The sequence below is a fragment of the Frigoribacterium sp. CF331 genome (genome assembly GCF_057787905.1).
In genome coordinates this window covers 2,027,213-2,052,843 of record NZ_CM173545.1, presented here as the reverse complement: position 1 = coordinate 2,052,843, position 25,631 = coordinate 2,027,213, and the positions used below count along the sequence as shown (strand labels likewise).

The following is a 25,631-nucleotide window of genomic DNA, read 5'->3' as shown; positions in this document are numbered from 1 at the left end:
CCGCCACCGAAAGGTCCGCCATGTTGATAGGTGCCGTCGCCGACGACTTCACCGGAGCCACCGACCTCGCCTCGGGGTTGCGCAGCCGTGGTCTCGAGACGGTCGTCGTCGTCGCCCCCGCGGCGGTCGACCCCCGGTCGCACGCGGGCGTCGACGCCGTCGTCGTCGCCCTGAAGACCCGCACGGCCCCGGTCGACGTGGCCGTCGACCAGTCGACCACCGCCCTGTCGTGGTTGATCGAGGCCGGTGCCGAGCGCCTCGCCCTGAAGTACTGCTCGACCTTCGACTCGACCGACGAGGGCAACATCGGGCCCGTCCTCGACGCCTTCCGCGACCGGCTCGGGGTCGACCGGGCGATCGTCGTCCCCGCCTTCCCCGCGAACGGCCGGACCGTCCGCGACGGCCGCCTGTTCGTCGGCGACGACCTCCTCGAGGACTCGCCGATGCGTCGCCACCCGTTGACGCCCATGACGCGCTCCCGGCTCCGCGACCTCCTCTCACCCCAGACGCCCACCCCCGTCACCGAGGTGCCCCTCGGCCGCGTGCGCGCCGGCGTCGACGCCCTGACCGCCGCCCTCGACACGGCGCCCGCGGGCTACCTCGTCGTCGACGCGGTCGACGACGACGACCTCGTGACCATCGGCCGGGCGGCGTCGCACCACCGCCTCGTCAGCGGTGGCGCGGGCCTCGCCCTCGGGTTCGGAGCCGACGACGCACCGTCACCCGGCCTGCCCGACGCGTTCGCGCACGTGACCGGACGCCGCCTCGTCGTCTGCGGGTCGGCGTCGGCGGCGACCCGCGGCCAGATCGCCCACGCCGCGGCCACGCACCCGACGCGCAAGGTCGACCTGACGGCCGCCACGACCGACCCCGCGGCCGAGGTCGCCGCGCTGGCCGCGTGGGTGCGCGGCCTCGACGCCGACTCGGTGCCGGTCGTGTACTCGGTCGGCGAGCCGTCCGACGTCGTCGCCCCCGGGGCCGAGCGCGCGCCCGCCGACGGCGAGCCGGGCCAGGGCCGGGCACCCGCGGCCGTCGTCGAGTCGGTCCTGTCAGCCCTCGTGCACGACCTCGTCGCCGACGGCACCGTCGGCCGCGTCGTCGTCGCCGGCGGAGAGACCAGCGGCGCGGTCGTCACGGCGCTCGGCACGACCGCGCTCGTGATCGGCCCGCCGCTCGGCCCCGGCGTCTGCTGGAGCGCCGCGACGACGAGCGCCGGCCGACCGGTCGCCCTCGTGCTCAAGAGCGGCAACTTCGGTGCCGCCGACCTGTTCTCGACCGCCTGGGAGGCCCTCTCGTGACCGCAGCCGAACGACTCGTCGACGCCGGGCGGGCCCTCGTCGCGGCCGGCCTGAGCCCCGGCAGCTCGGGCAACGTGAGCGTCCGCGACGGTGACCGCCTGCTGATGACCGGCACCGGCACGATGCTGGGCTCGCTCACGGTCGACGACCTGTCGGTCCTCGCCCCCGACGGCACGCTGCTCGCCGGCCCGAAGCCGTCGAAGGAGGTCGCGCTGCACCGGGCGCTCTACCTCAAGAACCCCGAGCACCGGGCCGTCGTCCACGTCCACTCGCCGTCGGCCGTCGCGCTCTCGTGCCTCGAACCGTGGTCGGACCATTGCGCCGTGCCACCCCTCACGCCCTACTCGCTGATGCGCGTGGGCCAGGTGCCGCTGCTGCCCTTCGTCGCACCGGGCGACCCGGCGATGGGGTCGCTGGTCACCGACAGCCCGCTGCCGTTCCGGGCCGCGCTCCTGTCGAACCACGGCAGCGTCGTCAGCGGAGAGGACCTCGACCGGGCCGTCCTCGGCGCCGTCGAGGTCGAGGAGGCCTGCCGCATCGCCCTGCTGACGCACGGCGCCGACCGCCGGCTCATCCCTGCGGACCAGGTGACCGCGATCACCTCGGCCCACGGCATGCCGTGGACGGGGCCCGCCGCACTAGGCTGACCGACGCGAGAAAGGCCGACGTGTCCCCCACAGCCCCCCTCATCCCCGAGCAGCGGCGCGAGAGCATCGTCGAGCACCTGCAACGCGAACGCGTCCTGAGCTACCGACAGCTGACCGACCTGCTCGGCGTCAGCCAGATGACCGTCCGTCGCGACGTCGCGACGCTCGAGGACGAGGGCCGCGTGACGGCCACGCCCGGCGGCGCGAAGCTGACGCCGCGGCTGCTCGTCGAGGCGAGCCGCGAGGTCAAGCAGGACGTCGACGTGGCGCAGAAGCGCGCCATCGCCCGCGAGGCGGCCGCCCTCGTCCGCGACCACATGACCGTCTACCTCGACGCCGGCACGACCGTCCAGGCGATGCGCGAGCACCTCGACGACGTCACCGGCCTGACGGTCGTCACGAACGACCTCGCCACGGTCCGCTCGTTCGCCGACCACCCCGACGTCGACCTCATCGTCGTCGGCGGCCGGGTCGACAGCGCGAACCAGTCGACGGTGGGGCGCCTGACGCGGCTGACGTTGACCGAGCTCTCGCTCGACCTCGCCTTCATCTCGTCGAGCTCGTGGGACCTCACGCACGGCGTGACGACCCCGGTCGAGGCCAAGGTCGAGGTCAAGCGGGCCGCCCTCGAGGTCGCCGAACGCTCGGTGCTCGTCGCCGACAGCTCGAAGTACGGCCGCTTCGGCAAGTACCGCGCCCTGCGACTCGCCGAGCTCCAGGCCGTCGTCACCGACGACCGACTCGACGCCGAGGCGGCGTCGGCCCTCGTCGACGCCGGGCTCGACCTCGTCGTCGCCGCCCCCTGATCAGCGCGGCACGACCGAGAACAGGAACTTCTTCTTCACCATCACCCACAACAACAGCACCGAGACCGTGTGGACGATCGTGCCGACGAGCACGCTCGACCGGTCGAGGCCCGGGATCGACGCGACGGCCAGCACGAAGAACACCTGCCAGATGAACACGTAGAGGCTCGCCTGGCCGAGGGGCACGTACAACCAGCCGAACGCCTTCGACAGCGGCACCCAGAACACCGTGAGGACGGCGTAGACGCAGACGACCACCAGGGCGACGTCGACGAGCCGCCCCCACTGCATGTCGACGCGCTGGTAGCCGGTCGCGTACAGCGTGTCGTACAGGCCGGAGGGGATCGGCCCGGGGCTGAACCCGTAGGCGTGCCCGGCCCAGATCAACGCCAGGAACCCGGCGTAGCCGACGACCCCGACGCCGACCAGCACCTTGCCGAGCCGGGTGGTCAGCGCCCGCACGATCTGCCGCCGGTACCAGCCGATCACGAGGCCGTGGGTGAAGAGCACCTGCCAGGCGAAGAGCGGGAACACGGCCTCGAACTGCGACGGCAGCAGGTGGAACCCGGGGAAGACCACGCCGACCGCGTAGAGCGCCCAGCTCACCAGCAGCACGGCCCACCAGGCACGCCGCCTGATCGCCCACGTCAGCGCGGGGATCGTCAGGCTGAGCACGACGAACAACCCCATGATGTTGAACGGCCACGGCCCCATCTCGAGCAGCAGGAACTGCCGCACCGCGTACCACGGCGGCGGGTAGTCGAGCAGTCGGTCGGCGTTCGGGTAGAGGTCGTAGACGCGACCCTCGGCCGAGGTGCCCGTCGACCCGGTGCCGCGGTCGGTGAACGTCGTGATCGCGTCCGTCGCCAGGAACGGCACGAAGCTCAGGGCGAAGACGATCAGGATGACGGCGAGCGTCACCACGTACTGCTTGCGGGCCCGGACGAACGCCCCGATCGCCGCGGCCTTCTCGCCGTGCTTCTTCACGCCGAGCGGGTAGACCATGCCGAGCACGATGCCGCTGAGGAACACGAACATCTCGGCTCCCGTGATCGCGCCGACGGCCTTCAGGGTGACGAACGAGAACGGCCCCGCGACCTCGATGTGCGTGATGACGACCGCCAGGATGATGAACCCGCGGAAGAGGTCGATGCGCAGGTCGCGCCCGGGCGAGCCGTCGTCGGGGTAGCGCCAGCGGGGCAGCAGCCGGCCGACGAGTCCGCTCACCAGGAAGGCCAGGGCGAGGGCCCCGGCGCAGGCCACGATCCAGCCCATCTCGTCGCCGCCGCCGGCGTCGCGCACCTGGACGGTGGCGGCGTCGCCGTCGGTCGAGGTGACCCGGTCGGTGACCGGGCCGAGGTCGATGCGGTCGTTCGCCTGCAGGTCGGTGCGCAGCGACCCCGCGATGCCCGGCTCGGCCGTGGCCCGCCAGTCGACGGGTCGGTCGCCGGCCTCGGCCTCGTCGCGCTCGACCTCGAGCCAGGTGACGCCCGCGATGCGGGGGTGGGCCGGCAGCGCGGCCAGCACCTGACGCCACCAGCCCTGCTTGACGTCGAGCTCGGCGGCGCCCTCGAGCTCGTGGGCGTAGAGGGCCCCGGTGTCGAGCAGCATCGGCCGGTCGCGCCCCTCGGCGAACCGGTCGTAGAACGACGACGCCTGCGCCTCGGCGTACCCCCAGGTCTCGTCGAAGCGCCCCTCGACCTCTCCGGCGGCCGGGGCCTGGTTCTCGACCAGCGGCACCGACGTGCCGGCCGCGGTCGAGGCGCTGCCCTTCGCGAAGTAGAACATCGACTGGCCGACCCAGTCGACCGCGTCGTCACCCGGGTAGTAGGGCCCGTACGGGTCGTCCGACTCGGTCACGCGGCCGTCGTCGTTCGTGTCGAGCAGGCCGACGTCGCCGGCCGGGGTCTCGGGCAGCCGTCCGTCGGCGTCCGAGAACGGGTAGCCCGCGCCGTACGACGGAGCCCACACCGTCTGCGCCTGCGACGTGCCCGCGTGCACCACGTCGGCCAGCTCTCGGAAGGCTCCGACGAACGCGGTGGGCTGCTGTCCCCAGCGCTGCCAGTTGCCGTTCATCTCGGGGGCGAAGCGGACCAGTTGGAGCGTGCCGTACTGCTGGTCGATCTCGGTCAGCAGGTCGTCGGCCCGGCGGGCGTCGGCGGCGTCGAGGTCGGAGAGCCGACCGGTCGGCTCGAGGCTCACCACGAGCACCGCGCCCTGGGCGGCGGCGGCCCGTGCCGAGCGACGCCACTCGTCGCCGGCCCGTCGGTCGAGCGGGTAGTCGACGTTGACGCCGTACAGCGACGGCGTCGCGCCCAGTCGACCGGCGTAGCCGTCGGGGCCGTCCGAGCCCCAGTCGAGGTCCGGGCCGAACCAGGCCCCCGCGGGCTCGGGAGGCGCGGCCGCGGCGGACGCGCTCGTCGCGTCCCCGAGCACCGCGGGCCCCGACGCGAGCGACAGCACGGCCGCCACCGCCAGCAGGAAGGCGCCGACCCGCCGGGCGGACCGTCGGCCCGGACGCGCCGCCCGGTGGGTCAGCGTCGGCACACGAGCGTCCACACGTTCTTGCCGTCGACGTGCTCGTAGTCGAGGCTCTCGAGGCTGAGCAGCGCCAGGGCGAGCCCGCGGCCGTCCTCGTCCTCGAGGTCGGCCATCGAGACGGCGCTGAGGTCGATCTCGCTCGGCATGCCGTTGTCGTGGAAGACGGCGGTCAGCCGGTCCTCGGTGGCCGAGAGCTCGAGGGTGAACCGCCGACCGTGGTCCGCGTCGGACCGACGTGAGTGCTCGACGACGTTGGCCGCGATCTCGACGATGGCGGTCTCGAACGAGAAGCGGGTCTCGAGCGAGTCGTCGCCGAGGGAGGTCCACCACGTCTCGAACGCATTCTGCACCAGGTCGATGCTCTCGGGCTCGACGGCCACGTCGATGACGACGGAGCCGGGTCGCTCAGTCATCGAGGGCGGCCGCGACCGAGGCGCGGGGCTTGAGGATGCGGTCGAGGTTCGTCAGGCGCAGCACCATCGAGACCTGCTCGGTGGGGGCCACGAGCCGCAGGTCCCCCCCGGCCTGGCGTGCCGACTTGAGGCACGACACCAGGGCCCCGAGACCCGAGGAGTCGACGAAGGTGGTGCCCGACAGGTCGACGACGATCAGCCGGTCGCCGGCGGCGAGCCGGGCCGCCACCTCGTCCCGCAGCTGGGGTGTCGAGACGACGGTGAGCCTGCCCTGCGGCGAGAGGACGCAGCCGCCCTCGACGGCTTCGACGGTGACGGTCATCATGATGGCTCCTTGTCGTGGGGTGCCGGCGGCCCCGGGTAGAGGACGGCCCGGACGATGATGCTGAAGATCACCAGGTCGAAGAGCACCCAGGCGATGTTGACGAGCGGCGCGACGCCCTCGGCCTGCCCGGTGGCGTAGCGGACGCCCACGAGCACGAGGGCGGCCACGAGGCACGCCACGGCCCAGATCTGGGGACGCACGAGGTCCCAGCGGGGGCCCGTGGCCGCCTGTCGGGTCTTGGGGGTCACCGAGAACCCCAGCGCCCGGCCGCGGTACACGTTCTGGAACGCCGTCGTGACCGAGGCGATCCACACCGGGAAGAGCGCGAGCGAGTACTGCTGGCCGCGCCAGGTCGGTCGTCCCGCGGCCACCACCCAGAACAGCAGCTGGTTGAGCACCAGGAAGGGGATCAGCCGCGCGAAGAAGTCGACGCTGTAGGCCTGGACGGGCACGACGCCGAACGAGAGGCACAGCACGGGCGCGGCGATGTAGACCACGGCGGCGAAGCCCGAGAGGTAGCTCCACATCGTCGAGAAGTACATGAGGCGCTGTCCCCACGACAGTCCCTTCTGCACGAGCGGGTTCTCGCGGAAGAACACCTGCATGGTGCCCTGCGCCCAGCGCAGCCGCTGGGTCATCATGGTCGACAGGTCTTCGGGGGCGAGCCCGACCGCCAGGATCTCGTCGTGGTAGGCGGACTTCCAGCCCAGTCCGTGCAGGCGCATCGCCGTCGCCATGTCCTCCGTGACCGAGATCGTGGCGAGCGGCATGATGGCCTGGGCCTCGGAGCCGCGGTCGACGTCGAGCGCGCCGACGAGCAACGAGATCGACTCGATGGCGGCGAGCGGCGAGGACGACCGCTGGGCCAGCAGGTCGAGGGCGGCCTCGTCGAGGGCGTCGAAGGTGTCGGGGCCGAGCGACAGGGCGGCGAGTTCGGCGAGGTCGTCCTTCATGGCGGCGAGGTCGGCGTCGGCGAAGCGGAAGGCGATGGTGTCGATGCCGCGCTGGAACCGGTAGGTGACGTCGCCGATCGACTCCCCCGCGGCGAATTCGGCCCTGGCCCGTTCGACGACCGTCTCGGCGTCATCCAGCGCCTCGAGCACTCGGGGCTGGCCCACGGCCTCCTCACGGGCCCGGGCGAGCAGCTTGCGCGAGGTGCGGACGGCGCGACGCACGGCCGCCTCGACCTCGGTGACGTACCGAGCGACGCCCAACTGCATCAGCGCCTCCCGACGGAGGACGGCGTTCGAGCCGCAGAAGAACGCGCTGTTCCAGCCGTCCTTCGACTGCTGGATCGGCCCGTAGAACAGGGGCGCCTGGCTGCCGAGCGGGTCGGACTCGGGCACGTTCTCGAACCACTGCGGGGTCTGGACGAGCGCCGTCCGGTCGTCCTTGAAGTAGCCGAGGGTGCGGTGGAGGATCTCGGGCTTCGGCACCTGGTCGGCGTCGAGGATCAGCAGGAACTCGCCCTCGGTCGCCAGCAGGGCGTTGTTGAGGTTGCCCGCCTTGGCGTGGCGGGGGCGGTCGGTCCAGTCGTCCGAGCGGGTGATCACCCCGATGCCGGCGGCCTCACCGGCGGCGCGGATCTCGGCACGGCCGCCGTCGTCGAGTATCCACGTCGTGTGCGGGTAGCTGATGCGCTGTGCCGCGAGGGCCGTGCGCATCACGAGGTCGACCGGCTCGTCGTACGTGGTCACGAAGACGTCCACCGTGACCCGGGTCTCGAGGTCGTCGGGGTCGGGGGCGGTCGGCGGCTCGCCGCGCTCGCGCAGCCGCCAGGCGCCGAGGCCGAAGAGCAGGGAGTCGACCACGCTGTAGGTCTCGGCGAGGATCAGCGGCACGGCGATCCACCACGACGACCAGTTCACCGACGCGGCCCAGCGCCACACGATGTAGTTCAGGCCGGCCAGCGACGCCAGCAGCACGACGACCCGGATGGCGACGAGGCGTCGGCCCGGGGTCGTGCGGTCGAGCAACCGCTGGTCGCGACGGCTGAGGGCGAGGGTCACGCGTGCCGGTCCATCACGACGACGGTCACGTCGTCGCGCGACGACCGGCGGTGCGTCAGGGCGGCGATCGAGTCGAGCAGTCCGGGGCCGTCGGTCCGGCTCGCCAGGCCCCCGACCTCCAGAGCCCAGTCGAGGTCGTCGTCGAGCACGTCGAGCACGCCGTCGCTCATCACGACCAGCCGGTCGCCCGGGTCGAGCCGGGTGGTCTCGGTGACGTGCTCCTGCTCGTCGAGGCCGAGGGGCAGCCCCGTGCCCGCGAGGTGCTGGACCGTGCCGTCGGCGCGCACGACGAGCGACAGGCCGGCACCGGCGTCGACGTACGAGAGCTCGCCCGTGTCGAGGTCGAGGACGGCGTGGAAGTAGGTGACGAACGAGCTCGTGCGCTGGAGGTCCCGCTGCACGGCCCGCTCGATGCGGTCGACCGCCAGGCCGAGCTCCCGGCCGGTGGTGACGTGCGGAGAGGCGGCGCGGCAGGCGGCCCGGACCGACGAGCCGATGATGGCGGCCCCGACGCCCTTGCCCATGACGTCGCCGACCGCCACGTGCACGAACCGACCGACGAGCCCGTAGTCGAAGTAGTCCCCGCCCACGCTGAGCGACGGCAGGCACACCCCGTCGACCCGCACGTCCTCGACCTCGAGCGGCCCGTCGGGCAGCAGGGCCTGCTGGGTCGCCCGCGAGGCGGAGGCCTCGGCGTCGGCCAGCAGCTCGGCCTGCGCCCACGCGGCCAGGTCGTGGAAGTCGACCATCTCGTCGTTCGTCAGCTGGCGCGGTTCGGCGTCCATCAGGCAGAACGACCCGACGACGTTGCCCGAACCGTCGCGCAACGGGTGCCCGACGTAGAAGCCGAGCCCGTTGTCGTTGAAGGCGCCGAGGTCGGCGAAGCGGGGGTCGACGCGGGCGTCGTCGGTCGTGATGACCTCGCCCGTGTCGGTCACGAGGCTGCAGGGGGTGTCCGAGCGAGCGGACTCGGGGTCGTCGAAGCCGGCCCGGCCCACGTACAGCGCCCGGTCGTGGTCCATGACGGTGACGGACGACAGCGGCACGCCGAAGACGGCCCGGGCGACGCGGGTCACGCGGTCCAGGCGGTCCTCGTGGCCGGACTCGACGATCCCCAGACTCTCGACCGCCCGTTGACGGCGTCCTTCGCGGGATTCGTCCCTGACCACACGGCTCCCCTCGCACGCCACGCCTGGTGGGGGCGCGCCTTTTCCGAACGCCTCAACGATGCCACAGACGCCGCCTCTGGTCATGACCACCAAAAGGGGGACAGCACGAAGGAGGCGCGGTGCCGGTCGCCCGGCACCGCGCCTCCTCGGGGTGGTCGCGTCAGCTGCCCGGCCAGAACCTCGCGACGAGGTCCTGGATGAACGGGATCACGTCCTGCACCTGGTCGACGCCGGCGATCGCGACGGCCACGAGGGGCCACAGCGACACCATCAGCGTCGAGATCACCGCGGCCACGCCGAGCACCCAGGCGAGGGCGCCGTTGCGCACCTTGACGATGAGCAGCAGCAACAGCAGCGCCAGCACGTAGCCGATCGCGATCGCGGCCGCGATCGAGCCGACGGGCACGTCGAGGGCGCCGGCCGTGCCGCCGTCGGCCGCGCCGATCAAGGTGAGGACCGGCAGCAGCACGCCGACGACGATCAGCCCGCAGAGCACGACCGAGGTCACCAGCGCGGCCCAGACCGCGCGCGGGCGCGGGCGTCGGGTCGTCGTCGTGGTGCGTCGGCCGAACATCACTTCTCCGTCGTCGGGGCGTCGGCTCCGTCGACCACGACGTGGGCGTCGCTGTCGGCGTCGACCTCGACGGTCACGGTGCCCCCGTCGACGGTGACGACCACGTCGGCGTCACCGTCCGCGTCGTCACCGGAGGCCCGGTTCTCGTCGACCGCGTCGGCCACGCCGTCGACCGCGTCCGCGGCCTTCTCGCGGGCCCCGGCGACGACGTCGGACGTCGCGTCGAGGGCAGCGTCCGTGGCGTCCGCGGTCTTCTCGCGGGCGTCGGCCCCGGTGTCGACGGCGGAATCGCGGGCGTCCGAGGCAGCCTCCTTCGCCTGGTCGGCCACGTCGCGCGCCTTGTCGGCGACGTCGTCGGCCTTGTCGGCCGCCTTCTCGCCGACCTCGGCAGCGGTGGCCTCGGCCTGCTCGGCCACCTCGCCGGCCTTGTCGCCCAGCTGGCGGGCCTTCTCGGACAGGTCGTCCGCCGCGGCACGCGCCTTGTCGGACAGGTCGCTCGCGGCGGCTCCGGCCCGGTCGCGCGCCTCGCCGGCGGCGGCCTTCGTCTTCTCGCCGGCCTCCCTGGCACGGTCGCCCGCGGCCGAGGCGGCGGCGCCGACCTTGTCGCCGGCGTCCGAGACGGCCTGCTTGGTCGCGTCCGCCGCGGCGTTCACCTTGTCGGCGGCGTCCTCGTCGGCGTCGAACGGGCCGTGCACGTCGGTGACGGTCACGTTGACCGTGACCTCCTCGCCGTCGAGCTGACCGACGGCGTGCTGCACCTGGGTGCGGACGGTGTCGGCGAGCGTCGTGACGTTCGTGGGGTACTCGGCGACGACGGCGATGTCGACGACCAGGCCCTCGTCGGTGGTGCCGGCCCGCACGCCGGGCACCGAGCCGGTGCCGATGGCGGTGCGCAACGCGCCCGCGAGGCGCTGGGTCGACGTGCCGAGGGCGTGGACGCCCGAGACGCCGAGGACGGTGACGCCGATGGTGTGCTCGAGGACCTCTTCGGGCGAGGTGGCCCGGGTGGACGCCGCGGCGTCGATGTCGATGGGGGTGACGTGGTGGGTGGACTCGCTCATGAGACCGGCCTTTCATCGTGGTGCGTGGGGTGGAGCGACGGACGGCCCCCGTCCTCGATCGAGGGCGAGGGCCGTCCGCGCGGTGGGTCGACGGTGGTCAGTCGAGCCGGGTCGCGGACGACATCTGGCTGCGGAGGCCGCCGTTGATCTGGATCACGACGGGGGTCTCGGTGCCGAGCAGTCCGTCCCAGTGGGCGACGGCTTGGTCGATGCTGCGACGGATGTCGGTCGGCGAGACGCCACGGCGGGCGTTCGCGGTGACCCGCAGGACCGACTCGCGCTTGACGCGGAAGGCGGTGACGTCCACCGAGACGATGCCCGGGGTGTCGGCCAGCGCCTCCTCGAGGACCTGTTCGGCGACCTTGGCGTCGATGACCAGACGACCACCGGTGGTCTGGTCACCTCGCGATCCCTCGTCGACGGTGAGCAGCGTGCCGGTCTGGCCGTGCCCCTGACGCAGGGCGAACCAGGCCAGCAGGACGATCAGCACGAGGCAGGCGACCGCGACGACCCAGAGGATCCAGGGCTCCTGGTCGAGGGCGTCCGTGGTGGGGCCCTTGGCGTCGGAGGCACCCTGTGAGACCGTCTGCTGGACGTCGGGCAGGAGGGCACCGACGGCGACCGCTCCACCGGCGAGCAGCAGCACGAGGCCGATGACGAAGACGACGATGCGGTTCAGAGCGCGGTTGGTGCTGTTCATGCTCCGACCGTTCCTTTCTCGGACAGCTTGACCTTGTGACGCAGGGCCGGGCTGAAGTCGTAGGCGTCGAGCTCGTCGCGGACGGCCTCGTCGATGCTGCGCACGTCGGTCTGACGACCGGAGGTGCGGGTCACCTCGATGAGGGCGCTGCGCTTTCCGACGCTGACGCTGACCTGCGAGGGGTCGACGTCACCGGCGTAGCTCGCGGTGCGGGCCAGCGAACGGGCGATGACCCGGTCGTCGACCACGGCCACGGTGCGGTCGGCCTTCGCGCCGCGACGACCCCGGCGACCGGGGGCGAGCGAGACGACGATCAGGACGAGCCCGATCAACGCGACGACGACCGCGACGGCGGTCAACGCGCCGACGGGGGCGCTGGCGGCGTCCAGCGTCGCAGCGACCAGGTCGGTCGGTGCGAGCAGCAGGGGTGCCTGGCCCACGGCCTCGAGGACCGACTCGGTGCCGATCCAGGCGAACACGACGATCAGCAGCACGGCGAGCGTGATGGCGATGCCGGCTCGCGACGAGTGCGTCTCGCGGCGCACGATGCGCTTGTACAGCGATGCGGTGCTCATGCGACGCGTTTCCTCTCTCGGACGTCGGCGCTCGTGATCTGCAGGTCGACCTTGTCGATGCTCGACCCGGTCAGCTGCAGGACGCGTTCACGGATGGTGGTCTGGGCCGTCGTGAGACGGTCCAGCAGGGTGCCCGAGCGACGCTCGGTCACCCCGAGGGGCGAGACGCGGATGGGCGTCCTGGCGATCACGCTGAGTGCGCCGTCGTGGTCGGCCAGCTCGACCGACACCTTCGACGCGGAGACCTCGAGGGCCTCCGCGGTGACGGCCGAGACGACCCGACGCACGGCACGTGACGTGATCTTGTTCCGGCCGTGGAGGGCCTGGTCGGCCGTCACCGCCGCGGTCACGACGACCGCCGCCCGCGGAGAGCGTCGGCGAGGCCGCGGATGTCGAGCTTGCCCTCGACGACGCGTCCCACGCCGAAACCGATCGCCATGGCGATCGCGACGAACACGAAGGCCCAGAAGCCGAAGGCCAGGGCGGTCAGCGCCAGGACGGCGCCGACCAGCATGCCGGTGGTCGTGGCGGTCACTTGACGCGGCTGTCGTCGGCGTCGTCCTTGTTGTCGTCCTCGGAGGGGATGTAGACGTCCGAGATCGTGACGTTGACCTCGGTGACCTCCATGCCGACGACCTGCGAGATGGCCTCGGTGACCGACGCGCGGACGTCGTCCGCGACCTTCTGGAGCTCGACGGGGTACTCGGCGACGATGACGATGTCGGCGGCGACCTGCTTCTCGCCGACCTCGACCGAGACGCCCTGGCCGCGGTCCTGCTGGTTGATCACGTTGCGGATCGCGCCGATGGCACGAGCGGCACCGTTGCCCAGGTCGTGCACGCCACGCACCTCGCGCGCGGCGATGCCGGCCACCTTCGAGACGACGCCCTCGGCGATGGTGTTCTTGCCGGCCGCGTCGTGCTGCGTGTTCTTGGCGGCAGCGGTGCTGGTGCTGGTGGCGGGGGTCACGTTGCTCATGGTTTCTCCTTGCGCTGGGGCCGGGGGTGAGCCCGACCGGTGTCTGCGTGCCCGTGAAGCGGGACACATCATTCAGACGCATCGGCCGCACCGCATGTCATGGTGGGTCAGCCAGCTTTCAGGGAACGATCCGGCGGCACTCACTAATCGGCCATCACGTCCCCCGACCCCGCCGCGGGGTGGTAGTCACTTACCCAGGGACGAACGCGTCCCGGCACACCGTCGATCCGATCCGAGGAGGTCGTCATCTCCACCGACGACCCCCGCCCCGCCGACCCCCCGGCCGACGACCCCCGCCCCGCCGACCCCTTGCTCGTCGCGGCCGACGCGACCCTGGCCGTCCGGGCCCGCGACGGCGACGTCCACGCGTACGAGGTCATCGCCCGGCGACACGGGCCGCTGATGCGGGTCTACGCGGCGCGGCTCCTGGGCTCCGAGCTCGAGTCGGACGACGTCGTCCAGGACGCCTTCCTGACGGCGTGGCGGCGCCTGTCCGACCTGGACGACCCTGCGCGCGTGCGCAACTGGTTGATGCGCATCGTCAGCAACAAGGCCGTCGACCGGTTGCGGGTCCGGCGCGACCACGACGACGTCGACCGGCTCGAGGTGTCGGCGCCCCGACACGAGGCACCCGAGCGCGTCGTCGAGGCCCGACTGCAGCTCGACGCCATGTGGGCCGCCCTCGACAAGCTGCCCCTCGACCAGCGACGGTGTTGGCTGTTGCGAGAGACGGCCGACTACTCGTACGCCGACATCGCGGAGGCCCTCGACCTGCCCGTCTCGACGGTCCGCGGCAAGATCGCGCGGGCCCGGGCGTTCTTGATCACCGAGATGGAGGCGTGGCGATGAACACCGACGACCGCGCCTCCCTCGACGCGCCCGAGCCCGACGACGGCGACACCGTCGACGGCGTCCCCGTCGACCGCCTGGGCGACTACCTCGACGCCGGCCGCACGCCTCGTGATCCGGCCATCGAGGGGTCGGCCGCGTGCCGCCTCTACCTGCAGTCGTTGACCCGGGTGCGCGAGCTGTCCCGCGCCTCCCTCGAGCACGAGGCCGCCCGCCGGCCCGACCGCGACGGCGCCTGGATCGACGGCCTGCTCGACTCGATCAGGCGCGAGGTCGTCCGGGGACGCGAGATCCCCGTCAGCCACCCCGACGCCTCCGTCCGCCTGAGCGTCACCGAGGCCGCCGCCCGAGGGCTCGTGCGACGAGCCGGCGACGCACAGCCGGGCGTCGTGCTCGGCTCGACGACCTTCGAGGGCGACCTCTCGACCGCGGGTGCCGACGTGGCCGTCCGGGTGACGGCCGCCGCCCGCTTCGGCCTCGACCTCGGCGCGGTGGCCGACGAGCTGCGCGCCCGCATCGCCGACGCACTCACCCGACACACCGGGCTGACCGTCACCCGCGTCGACGTCCTCGTCGACGACGTCTTCGTGTCCGGGGAGGACGACCGATGAGCGACGACTCGCTGTCCCGTGAGCTCACCGACGTGCTGCGCCGGGTCGCCGGGGTCGTGGACGTGTTCGACGCGCACCCCGTCGTCGAGGGCGCCGTGCGCGTCGTCGCCGCCGGACTCGACCTCGCCGGCTCGACCGGCCTGGTCGAGGTCGAGCGCTCGGGGGCCTCGGTCTCGGTCACGGCCCACGTGGCGACCGCGCTGGACACCCCGACGCCCGAGACGCTGGCGCGGGCGGCCGACGCGCTGCGCGAGCACCTCGCCTCGGCCGGCCTGTCGGGCGACGACGTCGTGGTGGCGGTCTCGGCCCGGCTGGTCGACGCGCGCCGCTGACCTCGTGCCGGCGCAGCCTGCGCCGGCACCCCGCCTCCTCGCCCAGCCCGTCCCGTCCTGCCCCGTCCTAGGGAATCGCGACGTCTCCCTGATGCAGGACCCGGGGGTTCGCGTAGGTGTCCTTGATCGCCTGGTGCGTGTTCGCGGACTCGAGCTGCTCGGACCAGTGCATGAACCACGTCCAGTTCGGCTGCGCGGCGAGCTGCGCCGACGTGGGCATCTTGCCGACCTCCGCGAGCGCGACGGGCTTGCCGGCCGCGATGGACTGCATCGTCTGGTACTCGCCTGCACTCGGGAACGCCTTGTACCAGGCGTCCAGGGTGACGACGTCGACGTACGAGCTGCCCGGGTAGTAGCCGGCGAGGCCACCGGCCGGGTTGTCCTGCACGTTCCAGGCCCAGATGAGGTTCGTCATGCCCTTGGTACCAGCGAGGTAGTCGCGGGTGATCTGGTAGAGCTTCGCGGAGCCGGCCGACCCCGAACGTCCACCCCACCAGGCCCACTGCTCGTTCATCTCGTGCAGCGGGCGGAAGACGGCGGGCACGCCCGCGTCCTTCAGCTGCTGCAGGTAGGGGACGACCTCGTCGAGTCGTGACTTCCACGCCGAGTTCAGCGCCGTCCCGTTCGTGGTCAGCTGCGTCCACTGCGCGTCCGTCAGGTTCGCGTTGACGTCGTCCCACGAGCACGACGAGCCGACCGTCGGTGGGCAGACGTGCCAGGTGAGCGAGACGAGCGCGCCGTTCTTCCACTCCGTCTTCGCCTGGTCGACGACCCGCTGCCGGTTCGCCACGTCGGAGGCGGCGAAGAGGAAGTCCCCGCCCCAGAGCGCCGGGTAGACCCCGGTGATGTCCTTGACGCGCTGCGTGTACTGGCTCGGCTGCCCGGCGGGTTCCTTGTTGTGCTGCCCGCTGATGGTCTTCTGGCCCTTGATGCTCGCCAGGTAGTTCAGCACCGTGCTCTTGCCGGTCGGGCTGAACGCCTCGGCCGGGGTCGCCGCGGGGGCGCCCACGGCGAGGACCCCCGCCAGGAGGAACGCGACGCCGGCCCCGAGGGCGGTGCGCTTCGGACGTGCGGTCATGATGCTTCTCCTCGCTCGACCACCGAGGTGGTCGTCGATGCGAACCGACGTCGTCGTGCGGCTCGGAGTGCGGCGACACCGGCGATGACCGATGCCAGGGCGGCCAGGGCGAGCGCCGTGGTCGAGGTCGAGCCGGTGGAGGCGAGACCTGTGGAGGCGGTGGTCGCGGAGGCCGGGACGGTGCCGGTCCCGCCGACGGGCACCGCGCCTCCCGCACCCGACCCCGGACCTGCGGCCGGTCCGGCACCGCCGCCGGGCGTGCCCGGCGTGCCCGGCGTGCCCGGCGTGCCCGGATCGACGGGCACGACCGCGGCGGGGTCGACCGTCGTGACGACGTCGTCCACGAGCAACTCGCCCGCGCCGTCGCCACCGAGGTAGAACGCGAGCTGCGTCACGCTCGACGGGTCGAGGACGGCGTCGCCCGCCCAGGCGGGCGGTGCGAACGCGCCGAAGGGCACGTCGACCTGCTGCCAGCCCTCCCCGTCGACCGTGAGGATGGTCTCGAAGTACGACCCGCCCGCCACGATCTGCACGGTGACGTCGTCACCGGCCGGGGCGCGCACCGACAGCGAGAGGCCGGTGTAGCCCCACCAGTCCTGCGGCTCGGCGAGGGTGCGGACGACGCCCGCGTAGCCGGGGCCGGCGAGGTCGTAGGCGAACCGGCCCGCCTGCGAGCCCGTGGACGGGTTCTCGCCGAGGGTGGGCGTGACGGCTCCGCCACCGGTGTTGCGCACGTAGGTGCCGGCGAGGGCCGCGTCGTCGGCGTACTCCTCGAAGTCCTCCACGCCGAGCGCCTCCGTCGGCAGGGGACGCGTGGCGAAGGCCGCCGTCGTGGGCACGGACGTCGTGGTGCCGACGCCGTTCACGGCCTCGACCGACCAGCGGTAGGTCGTGCCGGGCACGAGGGTGACGTCGGGTCGGTGCGACGTGCCGGTCAGACCGTCGGCCGAGGCCACGACCGTGCCCTCGGGGTCCGTGAGCGCGAAGCGGTAGTAGGCGGCGTCGGTCGCGGCCGTCCACGTGAAGTCCGGCGTCGAGGTGGTGCCCGTCGTCCCGTCGAGGGGCGCCTGGAGAGAGAACGCCCCGGGCGACGTGGTGGGGTCGACGGCCGCGGACCGCAGCGTGGCCCGCGTGAGGTGCGCGTCACCGGTCAGCACGACCCGGACGTGGTCACCGGCGAGGCCGTCGGCCACGACCGAGCCCTCGTCGGAGACGACCGTCGCGGCGGGCACCCAGGTGCTGCCGTCCGCGCTCGTCTCGACGCGGGCGGCGGCCGGGTCGTCGACCCGGAACTCGGCCCGTGTGAGCCCGGCACGCTGCCAGGCCACCGAACCGGACGTGCCGTCCGTCGCGACGACGGACCCTCCGTCGGGGTCGGCCGCGACCGTCACGCCGTCGTGCGCGGACGAGAGGCGCCAGTCCTGGACGGGGTCGACGAGCACGTCGCCGCCGTCCGGGCGGACGACGTCGGACGCGGGCCCGGTCGTCCCCGCGCCGTCGAGTGCCCGGACCCGGTAGGAGGCGCCGGCCGGGGACCCGACGTCGGTGACGGTCCCGGCCGACGCGCCCAGCGCCTCCTCGGTGACGGTCGCCCACGGCTGGTCGGCGACCCGTCGCTCGACGACGTAGCCCGTGGCGCCGGCGGTCCCCCGCCAGGTGATCGTCGAGATGCCCTGGGCTCGCTGCACGCTCGTCACGAGCGGAGCCTCGAGAGGCAGGGCGGGCAGCACGACGCCGATGTCGCGGGCGTACTGGCGGATCGCCTCGGCCCGGGACTCCTCGGACGGCGTCCCGCCGGGCAGGTGGAAGGTGAAGCCGTCGTCGTGGGGCACGAGGCCGGCGCGGTCGTCGTGGCCGAACAGCGACCAGGCGAACATCCCGGAGACGGCCGGGTCCTGGGCGATCGGGCCCAGGAGCGCGGGCGTCGCCGCCGTCGAGGCGTACTCGCCGGCGATGTAGACCTTCCCGGCGGCGGTGACGGTCGCGGCGTCCGCCGAGACGCGGGCGGCCGTCGGCGGGTAGTAGTGGACGTCGACGATGTCGAGCGCCGTCGAGGCGAGGGTGTCGGGGTCGACGTCGAACCGTCGGCCGGCGGCCACGAGCTGCGACGGGGCCTGCCGCTTGATGTGGGCGACCTGCTCGTCGATCCACGGCAGGGTCATGCCCTCGAGTTCGTTGCCGAGTTCCCAGGCCATGATGGTCGGGTCCTCGGCGTAGGGCACGCCCGTCAACGCGTTGGTGCGCCCGACGACGTGGTCGACGTAGTCCTGGTACGCGGCGATCGCCCGCGGGTCCGTGTAGAAGTCGGCGGACTCGAGGCCCAGGGGCGTCGTGAAGTCGCGGTGGCCTCCGTGGTAGTACTCCCACTCGTCGGTGAGCGGCAGGACCAGCCGGATGCCGAGCGATCCGGCGTACGCGACGGCGAAGTCGATCGTGGCGAAGGCGTCGTCGTCGTACTCGCCCAGGCTCGGCATCAGCGCGAGCGTGTTCGCGTCGTCCTGGCCGGTCGAGGTGCCCATGTGCGAGCGGACGACGGTGATGCCGGCACGGTGGGCCGAGTCGAGGGTGTCCTTGATGCGGAAGAAGGTGGGGTGGTCGACCCCGCCGACGTTCTCGTCGAGGCCGAGCCAGTAGACGTTGGCCCCGCTGGCCCGGAAGGTCTCTCCCCCGAGCCGGAGGCGTGACGCGTCCCGGGTGACGAACTCGGTGTTCCGGGTCGTCCACTCGGCGCGCGGCGCGGCGGACGCGGCCTCCGCCTGGTGTGGCGTCAGGGGTGCGAGCGAGCCGAGCAGGACGCCCGTGGCGACCACGGCGCACACTCGGATCGACCGCCTCCGTGTCGGTCTCGAGGTCGTGCGGGACGGATGGTCGTGGCGGGGGTGGTCGGGGTGGCTGGTGGCGGTCGGTGTCGTCATCGGTGCTCAGGCTCCTTCGGCTGTGCGGTGACCAGGGCGGCCCGGTCGGGCCGCCCGGTGTCAGGTGGTGCTGACCAGCCGCCGTGTGTCGACCCGGTTCGGGTCGACCATGTCGGGGCGGTGGACGAGTGCGGCGGCTCCCAGCAGGGGAGCGGCGGATCCGAGGGCGGCCGGGACGACGAGCACCTCGGCGGCGTAGGCGAGCACGGTGGCCCGACGGGCCGCCTGGCGCACCAGGTCGACGTAGTCGGGCACGACCCCCGCGAAGCCGCCGCCGACGGCGACGGCGTCCAGGTCGAGCAGCGTGGTCGTGCCGGCGATCGCCTGGCCGACGGCGGCGGCGGACCGGTGGACGGCGGCCAGGGCGGTCGGCTCACCGGCGGCGCACGACCGGGCGAGGTCCTCGCCCGAGGTCCCGGCCCAGCCGTGGCTCCGGGCCCAGCGGACCGCGCTCGTCCCGGACGCGACGGCCTCGAGCGTCGTCGAGTCGGCGTCGCCTGCTTCCCCTCCGAAGCCCGCGACGTGGATCTGCCCGACGTGTCCGGCGTTCCCCGTCCTGCCCGACACCAGGGCGCCGCCGACGATCAGCCCACCGCCGACCCCGGTCGAGACCACCATCGACATCGAGTTCGCGAGCCCGGCGGTCGCTCCGCGCCAGTGCTCGGCGAGGGCGATGCAGGTGCCGTCCAGGCGCAGCCGGACCGGCAGGGCCGGGAGGCGGCCGTCGACTTCCCGGAGCAGGTCGAACCCGGCGAGCACGGGCAGGTTCTTCGGGCTCACCGTGCCCGCGACGAGGTCGACGGGCCCGGCCGAGCCGATGCCGGCCCCCACCAGCTCGCCGCCGGCGGGGAGGGCGGCCAGGGCGCCGTCGACGACGGTGCCGACGGCGTCCCGCAGATCGGCCCGTGAGGCCGCCGGGCCCGTGGCGGCGCGCACCCGACTGCCCCCGACGATCCGGCCGCCCTCGTCGACGAGGGCGGCCTCCACCTTGGTGCCGCCCAGGTCGACGGCCAGGGCGAGCCCCGACATCGTCAGGCCCAGTCGACGACGAGCTGGTTCGACGTGCGCAGCACGCTCGTCGAGGTCAGCTGGTCGGGGGTGAGGTCGGCGTCGCTCGTCACGCGGAACGTGACGGACTCCCCGGGCAGCAGGGTGACCATCATGTCGTCGACGACGGCGTGCACGTCGACCTTGTCGACGAGCAGCGTCACGTCGCGAGCCAGGGAGGCGCTGGTCACCGCGACGTCGTAACCTCCGTCGACCGCGCTGACGGTCGTCGTCAGCTCGGCGGCGGTCAGGGCCGAGTCGCGCTGTTCGACCGGGAACCACAGCCCCCGCTCGGGACCGACCGTGGCGACGACCAGCTCGCGGGCCGGATCGCCGAAGGCGGCGATCTCGACGGGGATGGCGACCGTGGTGGTGGTGCGGGCGTCGAGGGTCAGGTCGACCGTCGCGGAGGCGAGCACCTCGCCCTCGTAGGAGAGCCTCTGCAGGTCGACCTGCGCCTCCCACGGCTCGGGCGAGTCGTTCGAGACGGCGGCGACGAGGTCGTCGCCGCGCGGCTGGATCGTGACGAGGCGGTCGGCGTAGACGTGCTTGAGGGCGTACAGCAGCGGCTTGGCGCGTCCGTTGCCGTCGACGGCGGCCCACGAGGTGACGGGCCAGCAGTCGTTCAGCTGCCAGACGATCGACCCCATCGTGGTGGGGCTCCACGACCGCCAGTGCTCGATCGCGAACGCGACGGCGTGGGCCTGGTTCAGCGACATCGCCCAGTGCCAGTCCTCGGTGTCGTCGGGCAGCGGGAGGTGCGCGACGAGGCCGTCGGTCAGCTTGTCGTTGCCGTCGGTCGCCTTCTGGTGCCAGATCATGCCGGGCGACTCGGGCGTCAGGGGCGAGTCCGAGATCGACTGCCGGATGGTGGACCAGGTCGCGGGGCCCTGCCAGCCGAACTCGGCGACGAAGCGGGGCACGGTGTCGCGGTAGTGCGGGTAGTCGACGCGGTTCCACAGCTCCCAGAGGTGCACCGAGCCGTGCTCGATCTCGTTCGCCGGTCGGTCGGGGTCGCCCGACCAGGGGCTGCCGGGCGTGTAGGAGCGCTCGGGGTCGAGTTCGGCGACGAGGCGCGGCAGCAGGTCGAGGTAGTAGCCGAGCCCCCAGGTGCGACCCTGGAGGCGCTTCTCCCAGCCCCACTCCTCGAAGCCCCAGATGTTCTCGTTGTTGCCGTTCCAGAGCACGAGGCTCGGGTGCGACATGAGGCGCGTGACGTTGTCGCGGACCTCGGCCTCGACCTCGCCACGGAGCGGCTCCTCCTCGGCGTAGGAGGCGCAGGCGAAGAGGAAGTCCTGCCAGGTCATGATGCCGCGTTCGTCGCACAGCTCGTAGAAGTCGTCGGACTCGTAGTAGCCGCCGCCCCAGACGCGCAGCAGGTTCATGTTCGCGAACTCGGCCTGGTCGAGGCGGGCGGCGACGCGGTCACGGGTGACGCGGGTGACGAAGGCGTCGTCGGGGATCCAGTTCGCGCCCCTGGTCCACACCGGCTGCCCGTTGACGACGACGCGGAAGCTGGTGCCCTCGGAGTCGGGCTCGAGCTCGACGACGACCGTGCGGAAGCCGATGCGGGTCGACCAGGCGGCGGCGGGCCGGTCGTCGACCACGAGGTCGACGGCGAGGTCGTGGAGGACGGCGTCTCCGTGGCCGCGGGGCCACCAGAGGGCGACGTCGGCGACGTCGAGTTCGACGACGGCCTCGGTCGCCCCGGGGGCGACGTCGACGGCGGCCGTGGCGGTCTCGACGCCCTCGGGGCTCGTCACGGAACCGGAGACCGTCAGCGCGGCCTCGGACCCGGCCGCCCGCTCGATCGTGACGTGCGCGCGGACGTGGCCCGCGCCTCCGTCGGTCGTCACGACGGGGCGCACGCTCTCGACGCGGGCGCCCGACCAGGAGTGCAGGGTGACGGGCTTGTGGATGCCCGAGGAGGCGGCGTCGAGACCCCAGTCCCAACCGAAGTTGCAGGCCGCCTTGCGGATGGCGTTGAAGGGGTGGGAGTAGGTGTGCGGGCGGTAGCCGATGTCGAGGCTGGCCTGGTCTGCGTGGGCGACGGGAGAGGCGAAGTGGACGACGAGGTCGTTGTCGCCGTCGACGAGCACCCCGTCGGCGGGGAGGCGGTACGTGCGGTGCTGGTTGACGGTGCGTGCCAGCTCGGTGCCGTTGAGGGAGACCGTGGCGACGGTGTCGAGGCCCTCGAACACGAGGTCGTGGCGGTCGTGGCCGTCGGGGCTCCACGAGAACGTGGTGCGGTACTCCCAGTCGCTCTCGCCGATCCAGGTGACCTTCTGCTCGTTGCGGTCGAGGTAGGGGTCCGGGAGGAGGCCGGCGGCGAGGAGGTCGGTGTGGACGAGGCCGGGCACCGTCGCGGGGACGGACGCCACGGCGATCTCTTCGGGCACCGGGCCGCGGGTCGAGCGGACGGACCAGCCGTCGTGCAGCGGGCGACGGGTCTCGGTCGAGGTGGTGGGGAGGATGGTGGTCACTTGGTGGCTCCTGCCGTGAGGCCGTTGTAGATGTATCGCTGGAGGAAGAGGAACGCGACGAGGGTGGGGACGATCACGAGCAGCGTGCCCGCGGCGATGACCTCCCACTGCGCGCCGAAGGGGCCCATGAAGCGGAACAGGGAGGTCGAGATGACGCCGAGGTCCTGCGAGGGCATGTAGAGGAAGGGGATGTAGAACTCGTTGTAGACCGCGATGCCCTTGATGATGACCACCGTCGCGATGGCCGGCTTGAGCAGCGGCAGGACGATCCGCCAGTAGACGGTGAAGCGGCTCGCGCCGTCGAGCATCGCCGCCTCGTCGAGCGAGACGGGGATCGACTGCATGAACTGCAGGAAGATGTAGATCGCGACGATGTCGGTCCCCATGAAGATGAGGATCGCCGCGCCCCGCGTGTTGAAGAGGTCGAGGGCGCTGATCACCTGGAAGGTCGCGACCTGCGTCGTGACCGACGGCACGAGGGTCGCGAGCAGGAAGCCCCCGAGCACGAGCTTCCGGCCGCGGAAGCGGAACCGGTCGATGGCGTAGGCGGCCATCGTGCCGATCAGGATCGTCCCGACGACCGACACGACGAGGATGATCCCCGTGTTGACGAAGCCCATCAGCATGCCGCCCTGGGTGAAGGCGGTGACGAAGTTGTCGAGGTTCAGCCAGTTGCCGGGCGGGGCGAGCGGGGTCGTGGTCCGGTACTCCTCGTCCGTCTTGAACGCGAGCATGACGATGGTGACGAGCGGGACGAGGGCCGCGAGGCACGCGAGCACGAGGCTGACGTACTTGACGGTCGTCCCGGTGCGGGCGAGGGCGCGCGAGCGGTTCGGCGACGCGGTGGTGGTCACGAGGCGTCCTCCTTCTTCTCGTCGGGGAACAGCAGCCGCTGCACCGCCGTGATGACGAGCACGATGACGAGCAGGACCACGGCCATGGCGGAGGCGAGGCCCACCTTCGAGAAGCGGAACGCGGTGTCGACGGTCTGGATGACGAACGTCTCGGACCCGTTGGCGCCCCCGGTCATGATGTACGGCATCTCGAACGCCGAGAGGGCACCCGCGATCGCGAGGATGAACGACAGGCCGAGGATGCGTCGGATGCTGGGCACGATGATGTAGAGGAACTTGTGCCACGACGTCGCGCCGTCGAGGTCGGCGGCCTCGTACTGCTCGGACGGGACCGACTGGATGGCGCCCAGGAAGAGCACGAAGTTCAGGCCCATGTAGCGCCAGACGCTCGTGGCGGCCAGCGAGGTGTTGACGACGCCGGGGTCGCCGAGCCACTGCGGGGTGTCCTCGACCCCGACCAGGGCGGCGAGGGCGTCGAGGGTGCCGCCGGGGCGGAAGAAGTAGAGGAAGACGAGCCCGATCGCGACCCCGTTGATGAGGTAGGGGAAGAAGATGATCCCCTTGAACAGGTTCGAGAAGCGGGTCCTGAAGCTGAGGAGGGTCGCGAAGTACAGGGCCAGGACGAGTTGGGCGACGGCACCGGCCAGGTAGAAGAGGCTGACGAAGAAGACCTGGAAGATCTCGGGCCGGGTGAAGATCTCGACGAAGTTGTCGAGGCCGACGAACTCCTTGACCGGCGACAGGCCGTCCCAGTCGGTGACGCTGTACCAGAGCAGGTTCGCGACGGGGACGTAGGTCAGGACGATCAGGAACGCCAGCGGCACGACGAGGAAGAGCCACGGGGTGACGCGCGGGCCGCGACGGCCCACCCGCCCGGCCGGGCCGGCGCCGGGGCGGGTGCCCCGGCGCCGGCCGCCGTCGGTGACGGTCGCCGCGACCTCGGGGGGCGAGGCGAGCTGGGTCATTCGGAGACCTTCTCCTGCGCTGCGGCCCAGCGGTCGTTGAGGTCGGAGAAGAACGAGTCCTCGTCGCCGTCGGCGGCGCCGCGGGCGGTGTCGATCAGCTTCTGACGGTAGGTGTTGCCGAAGATGTCGATCTCCGCCTCGTTGGCGATGTCGGTGAGCAGCGCCTCCTTGCCCACCGGGTCCGGGGCCAGTTCGACGTACTGGACGTCGAGGGCGCTGAAGTCCGAGAGGGTGTCGGGCTCGGGGTCGCTCTTGACGGGGCTGATGGCTCCCTGGCTCTCGGCATAGCCGGACTCGTTCGTGAACCAGTCCACCCAGGCCTTCGCGGTCGCCTTGTTGTCGCTGTTCTTGCTGACGCCGAGGACCTTGTCGCTGGCCGTCACCGAGGTGAACCGGCCGTCGACCTGCCAGGGCATCGGCCAGAAGCCGATGTCGTCACGAGAGGCACCGGCGGCCTCGGCGGCGTCCTGCATCTGGCTGACGGCCCACGAGCCGAGGACCATCGAGCCGATCTTGCCCTGGGCGAGGAGGTTCTTGGACTCCTCCCAGTTGGTCGTGGTCGGGTCGGCCTCGCTGAGGCCGGCCTCGACGGTCTGGAAGAGCAGGTCGTCGATCTTGTACTGGTCGGTGCCCTCGGTCCAGGGGGCGTCGTCCTCGGCCATCTCCATGCGGACGTCCGGGCCCTGGGTGGCGCCGAGGTTGCCCTCGATGGTCGCCAGCGGCCAGCCGTCGGCGTAGTTCGTGTAGTACGGGTCGGCGTCGGTCCGGTCGCGGATGGCCTGCAGGTCGGTGAGGTACTCCTCCTGCGTGGTCGGGGCCTCGGTGACGCCGGCGTCGGCCCAGACCTTCTTGTTGACGACCATGCCCATGGCCGAGCCGAAGGTCGAGATGCCGTAGACCTCGCCGTCGTAGGCGCCTGCGTCGACGAAACGGTACTTCTCGCCCATCTCGTCGACCGTGCCGAGGGGCTCGAAGAAGCTCGCGTACTGGTCCTTCGTGACGTTCGAGCTGGGGATGAGCAGCGCGTCGCCGTAGTCCTTCGAGTTCAGGCGGATCTTGACGTCGCCCTCGTAGTCGGTCAGCGCCTCGAACTTCACGCTCGTGCCCGGGTACTTCTCCTCGAACGCCTTCGCGTAGTCGGCGAACGTCGTGTCGACGAGGTCGGTGCGGTTGGTGAGCACCGTGATCTCACCCGAGGGGGCGCCGTCGTCGTTGGACGCCGACGAGCAGCCGCTGAGGCCGATCGCGGTGAGCGAGACCATCGCCATGCCCATGAGTGCTGTCTTCTTCATGCGTGCGAACTCCTTCGTTCGTGGGTGCCGGCGAGGTGCCTCGGCCGTTCTTTCCGGCAGGTCTCGTCGGGTGCGAGCTGGTCGGGTGCCCCAGCTTCGCCCGCGGCGT

25 protein-coding genes are annotated in these 25,631 nt (G+C 72.1%); 6 read left to right on the top strand and 19 right to left on the bottom strand.

Annotation, left to right across the window (positions count from 1 at the left end):
* Window positions 1-20 precede the first annotated feature (20 nt).
* Genes otnK through AC3CCI_RS09550 form a run of 3 tightly spaced genes read left to right on the top strand, consistent with a single transcriptional unit; the run spans window position 21 to window position 2,751 of the window.
* Window positions 21-1,298, top strand: coding sequence for a 3-oxo-tetronate kinase (gene otnK / locus AC3CCI_RS09560; protein ID WP_488627004.1), 1,278 nt, complete (start codon window positions 21-23; stop codon window positions 1,296-1,298).
* Window positions 1,295-1,945, top strand: coding sequence for a class II aldolase/adducin family protein (locus AC3CCI_RS09555; protein WP_354594562.1), 651 nt, complete (start codon window positions 1,295-1,297; stop codon window positions 1,943-1,945). Before otnK ends, AC3CCI_RS09555 begins: the two co-directional genes overlap by 4 nt.
* A gap of 20 nt (window positions 1,946-1,965) precedes the next feature.
* Window positions 1,966-2,751 carry a DeoR/GlpR family DNA-binding transcription regulator gene (locus AC3CCI_RS09550; protein ID WP_488627003.1) on the top strand — a complete coding sequence of 262 codons (786 nt, stop codon included), beginning with the start codon at window positions 1,966-1,968 and terminating at the stop codon, window positions 2,749-2,751.
* Here AC3CCI_RS09550 and opgC read toward each other — a convergent pair whose 3' ends face one another.
* The 12 genes from opgC to AC3CCI_RS09490 all read right to left on the bottom strand — a co-directional run bounded on the left by opgC (window position 2,752) and on the right by AC3CCI_RS09490 (window position 13,096).
* The gene (gene opgC, locus AC3CCI_RS09545) at window positions 2,752-5,298 is read right to left on the bottom strand and encodes an OpgC domain-containing protein (RefSeq protein WP_354594564.1); all 2,547 of its coding nucleotides are present in this window, start codon (window positions 5,296-5,298) and stop codon (window positions 2,752-2,754) included.
* Complete coding sequence (locus tag AC3CCI_RS09540; protein ID WP_354594565.1) at window positions 5,286-5,705, bottom strand: ATP-binding protein; 420 nt, start codon at window positions 5,703-5,705, stop codon at window positions 5,286-5,288. Before AC3CCI_RS09540 ends, opgC begins: the two co-directional genes overlap by 13 nt.
* Window positions 5,698-6,030, bottom strand: a complete 333-nt coding sequence (locus tag AC3CCI_RS09535) for an STAS domain-containing protein (RefSeq protein ID WP_055977855.1) — start codon at window positions 6,028-6,030, stop codon at window positions 5,698-5,700. The genes AC3CCI_RS09540 and AC3CCI_RS09535 overlap by 8 nt, the downstream gene beginning before the upstream one ends.
* Entirely contained in the window at window positions 6,027-8,006 is a 1,980-nt protein-coding gene (locus AC3CCI_RS09530; protein ID WP_354594572.1) for a glycosyltransferase, read from the bottom strand. The genes AC3CCI_RS09535 and AC3CCI_RS09530 overlap by 4 nt, the downstream gene beginning before the upstream one ends.
* Before the next feature lie 29 nt (window positions 8,007-8,035).
* Window positions 8,036-9,115, bottom strand: a complete 1,080-nt coding sequence (locus AC3CCI_RS09525) for a PP2C family protein-serine/threonine phosphatase (RefSeq protein ID WP_488627002.1) — start codon at window positions 9,113-9,115, stop codon at window positions 8,036-8,038.
* 253 nt (window positions 9,116-9,368) lie between these two features.
* Window positions 9,369-9,782: a hypothetical protein gene (locus AC3CCI_RS09520; protein ID WP_488627001.1), complete on the bottom strand. Its 414-nt coding sequence runs from the start codon at window positions 9,780-9,782 to the stop codon at window positions 9,369-9,371.
* Entirely contained in the window at window positions 9,782-10,843 is a 1,062-nt protein-coding gene (locus AC3CCI_RS09515) for an Asp23/Gls24 family envelope stress response protein (RefSeq protein WP_488627000.1), read from the bottom strand. The genes AC3CCI_RS09520 and AC3CCI_RS09515 overlap by 1 nt, the downstream gene beginning before the upstream one ends.
* 97 nt (window positions 10,844-10,940) lie before the next feature.
* On the bottom strand, window positions 10,941-11,543 hold the full coding sequence (locus AC3CCI_RS09510) for an Asp23/Gls24 family envelope stress response protein (RefSeq protein WP_488626999.1): 603 nt from the start codon (window positions 11,541-11,543) through the stop codon (window positions 10,941-10,943).
* Window positions 11,540-12,118, bottom strand: coding sequence for an Asp23/Gls24 family envelope stress response protein (locus AC3CCI_RS09505; RefSeq protein ID WP_194596207.1), 579 nt, complete (start codon window positions 12,116-12,118; stop codon window positions 11,540-11,542). Before AC3CCI_RS09505 ends, AC3CCI_RS09510 begins: the two co-directional genes overlap by 4 nt.
* Window positions 12,115-12,468, bottom strand: coding sequence for a hypothetical protein (locus AC3CCI_RS09500; protein ID WP_354594973.1), 354 nt, complete (start codon window positions 12,466-12,468; stop codon window positions 12,115-12,117). Before AC3CCI_RS09500 ends, AC3CCI_RS09505 begins: the two co-directional genes overlap by 4 nt.
* On the bottom strand, window positions 12,465-12,653 hold the full coding sequence (locus tag AC3CCI_RS09495) for a DUF2273 domain-containing protein (protein ID WP_054144850.1): 189 nt from the start codon (window positions 12,651-12,653) through the stop codon (window positions 12,465-12,467). Before AC3CCI_RS09495 ends, AC3CCI_RS09500 begins: the two co-directional genes overlap by 4 nt.
* The gene (locus AC3CCI_RS09490; protein WP_354594974.1) at window positions 12,650-13,096 is read right to left on the bottom strand and encodes an Asp23/Gls24 family envelope stress response protein; all 447 of its coding nucleotides are present in this window, start codon (window positions 13,094-13,096) and stop codon (window positions 12,650-12,652) included. Before AC3CCI_RS09490 ends, AC3CCI_RS09495 begins: the two co-directional genes overlap by 4 nt.
* Window positions 13,097-13,405: 309 nt before the next feature.
* Here AC3CCI_RS09490 and AC3CCI_RS09485 point away from each other — a divergent pair, with 309 nt between their 5' ends.
* Genes AC3CCI_RS09485 through AC3CCI_RS09475 form a run of 3 tightly spaced genes read left to right on the top strand, consistent with a single transcriptional unit; the run spans window position 13,406 to window position 14,888 of the window.
* The gene (locus tag AC3CCI_RS09485; protein WP_488626998.1) at window positions 13,406-13,945 is read left to right on the top strand and encodes an RNA polymerase sigma factor; all 540 of its coding nucleotides are present in this window, start codon (window positions 13,406-13,408) and stop codon (window positions 13,943-13,945) included.
* The gene (locus AC3CCI_RS09480) at window positions 13,942-14,556 is read left to right on the top strand and encodes a hypothetical protein (protein ID WP_488626997.1); all 615 of its coding nucleotides are present in this window, start codon (window positions 13,942-13,944) and stop codon (window positions 14,554-14,556) included. Before AC3CCI_RS09485 ends, AC3CCI_RS09480 begins: the two co-directional genes overlap by 4 nt.
* Complete coding sequence (locus AC3CCI_RS09475) at window positions 14,553-14,888, top strand: hypothetical protein (protein WP_488626996.1); 336 nt, start codon at window positions 14,553-14,555, stop codon at window positions 14,886-14,888. The genes AC3CCI_RS09480 and AC3CCI_RS09475 overlap by 4 nt, the downstream gene beginning before the upstream one ends.
* 67 nt (window positions 14,889-14,955) lie before the next feature.
* Here the strand turns inward: AC3CCI_RS09475 and AC3CCI_RS09470 are convergent, their stop codons facing one another.
* The 7 genes from AC3CCI_RS09470 to AC3CCI_RS09440 form a co-directional block, all read right to left on the bottom strand.
* The gene (locus tag AC3CCI_RS09470) at window positions 14,956-15,966 is read right to left on the bottom strand and encodes a glycosyl hydrolase (RefSeq protein ID WP_488626995.1); all 1,011 of its coding nucleotides are present in this window, start codon (window positions 15,964-15,966) and stop codon (window positions 14,956-14,958) included.
* Complete coding sequence (locus AC3CCI_RS09465; protein ID WP_488626994.1) at window positions 15,963-18,776, bottom strand: carbohydrate binding domain-containing protein; 2,814 nt, start codon at window positions 18,774-18,776, stop codon at window positions 15,963-15,965. Before AC3CCI_RS09465 ends, AC3CCI_RS09470 begins: the two co-directional genes overlap by 4 nt.
* 165 nt (window positions 18,777-18,941) lie before the next feature.
* A complete protein-coding gene (locus AC3CCI_RS09460; RefSeq protein WP_488626993.1) occupies window positions 18,942-19,910 on the bottom strand; it encodes an ROK family protein in 969 nt (322 codons plus the stop codon).
* A 2-nt stretch (window positions 19,911-19,912) separates the two neighbouring features.
* Complete coding sequence (locus AC3CCI_RS09455; protein WP_488626992.1) at window positions 19,913-22,411, bottom strand: beta-mannosidase; 2,499 nt, start codon at window positions 22,409-22,411, stop codon at window positions 19,913-19,915.
* Window positions 22,408-23,265, bottom strand: coding sequence for a carbohydrate ABC transporter permease (locus AC3CCI_RS09450; protein WP_354594982.1), 858 nt, complete (start codon window positions 23,263-23,265; stop codon window positions 22,408-22,410). The genes AC3CCI_RS09455 and AC3CCI_RS09450 overlap by 4 nt, the downstream gene beginning before the upstream one ends.
* Entirely contained in the window at window positions 23,262-24,230 is a 969-nt protein-coding gene (locus AC3CCI_RS09445) for a carbohydrate ABC transporter permease (RefSeq protein WP_488626991.1), read from the bottom strand. Before AC3CCI_RS09445 ends, AC3CCI_RS09450 begins: the two co-directional genes overlap by 4 nt.
* Window positions 24,227-25,522, bottom strand: coding sequence for an ABC transporter substrate-binding protein (locus AC3CCI_RS09440; protein WP_488626990.1), 1,296 nt, complete (start codon window positions 25,520-25,522; stop codon window positions 24,227-24,229). The genes AC3CCI_RS09445 and AC3CCI_RS09440 overlap by 4 nt, the downstream gene beginning before the upstream one ends.
* Window positions 25,523-25,631: the final 109 nt, after the last annotated feature.

What these genes read in the sequence shown, in the direction of transcription:
- AC3CCI_RS09460 (WP_488626993.1), bottom strand. Translation starts at nt 19,910, where the DNA reads ATGTCGGGGCTCGCCCTGGCCGTCGACCTGGGCGGCACCAAGGTGGAG.
- AC3CCI_RS09470 (WP_488626995.1), bottom strand. Translation starts at nt 15,966, where the DNA reads ATGACCGCACGTCCGAAGCGCACCGCCCTCGGGGCCGGCGTCGCGTTC.
- AC3CCI_RS09520 (WP_488627001.1), bottom strand. Translation starts at nt 9,782, where the DNA reads ATGTTCGGCCGACGCACCACGACGACGACCCGACGCCCGCGCCCGCGC.
- AC3CCI_RS09535 (WP_055977855.1), bottom strand. Translation starts at nt 6,030, where the DNA reads ATGATGACCGTCACCGTCGAAGCCGTCGAGGGCGGCTGCGTCCTCTCG.
- AC3CCI_RS09480 (WP_488626997.1), top strand. Translation starts at nt 13,942, where the DNA reads ATGAACACCGACGACCGCGCCTCCCTCGACGCGCCCGAGCCCGACGAC.
- AC3CCI_RS09510 (WP_488626999.1), bottom strand. Translation starts at nt 11,543, where the DNA reads ATGAACAGCACCAACCGCGCTCTGAACCGCATCGTCGTCTTCGTCATC.
- AC3CCI_RS09540 (WP_354594565.1), bottom strand. Translation starts at nt 5,705, where the DNA reads ATGACTGAGCGACCCGGCTCCGTCGTCATCGACGTGGCCGTCGAGCCC.
- otnK (WP_488627004.1), top strand. Translation starts at nt 21, where the DNA reads ATGTTGATAGGTGCCGTCGCCGACGACTTCACCGGAGCCACCGACCTC.
- AC3CCI_RS09515 (WP_488627000.1), bottom strand. Translation starts at nt 10,843, where the DNA reads ATGAGCGAGTCCACCCACCACGTCACCCCCATCGACATCGACGCCGCG.
- AC3CCI_RS09445 (WP_488626991.1), bottom strand. Translation starts at nt 24,230, where the DNA reads ATGACCCAGCTCGCCTCGCCCCCCGAGGTCGCGGCGACCGTCACCGAC.
- AC3CCI_RS09440 (WP_488626990.1), bottom strand. Translation starts at nt 25,522, where the DNA reads ATGAAGAAGACAGCACTCATGGGCATGGCGATGGTCTCGCTCACCGCG.
- AC3CCI_RS09475 (WP_488626996.1), top strand. Translation starts at nt 14,553, where the DNA reads ATGAGCGACGACTCGCTGTCCCGTGAGCTCACCGACGTGCTGCGCCGG.
- AC3CCI_RS09490 (WP_354594974.1), bottom strand. Translation starts at nt 13,096, where the DNA reads ATGAGCAACGTGACCCCCGCCACCAGCACCAGCACCGCTGCCGCCAAG.
- AC3CCI_RS09505 (WP_194596207.1), bottom strand. Translation starts at nt 12,118, where the DNA reads ATGAGCACCGCATCGCTGTACAAGCGCATCGTGCGCCGCGAGACGCAC.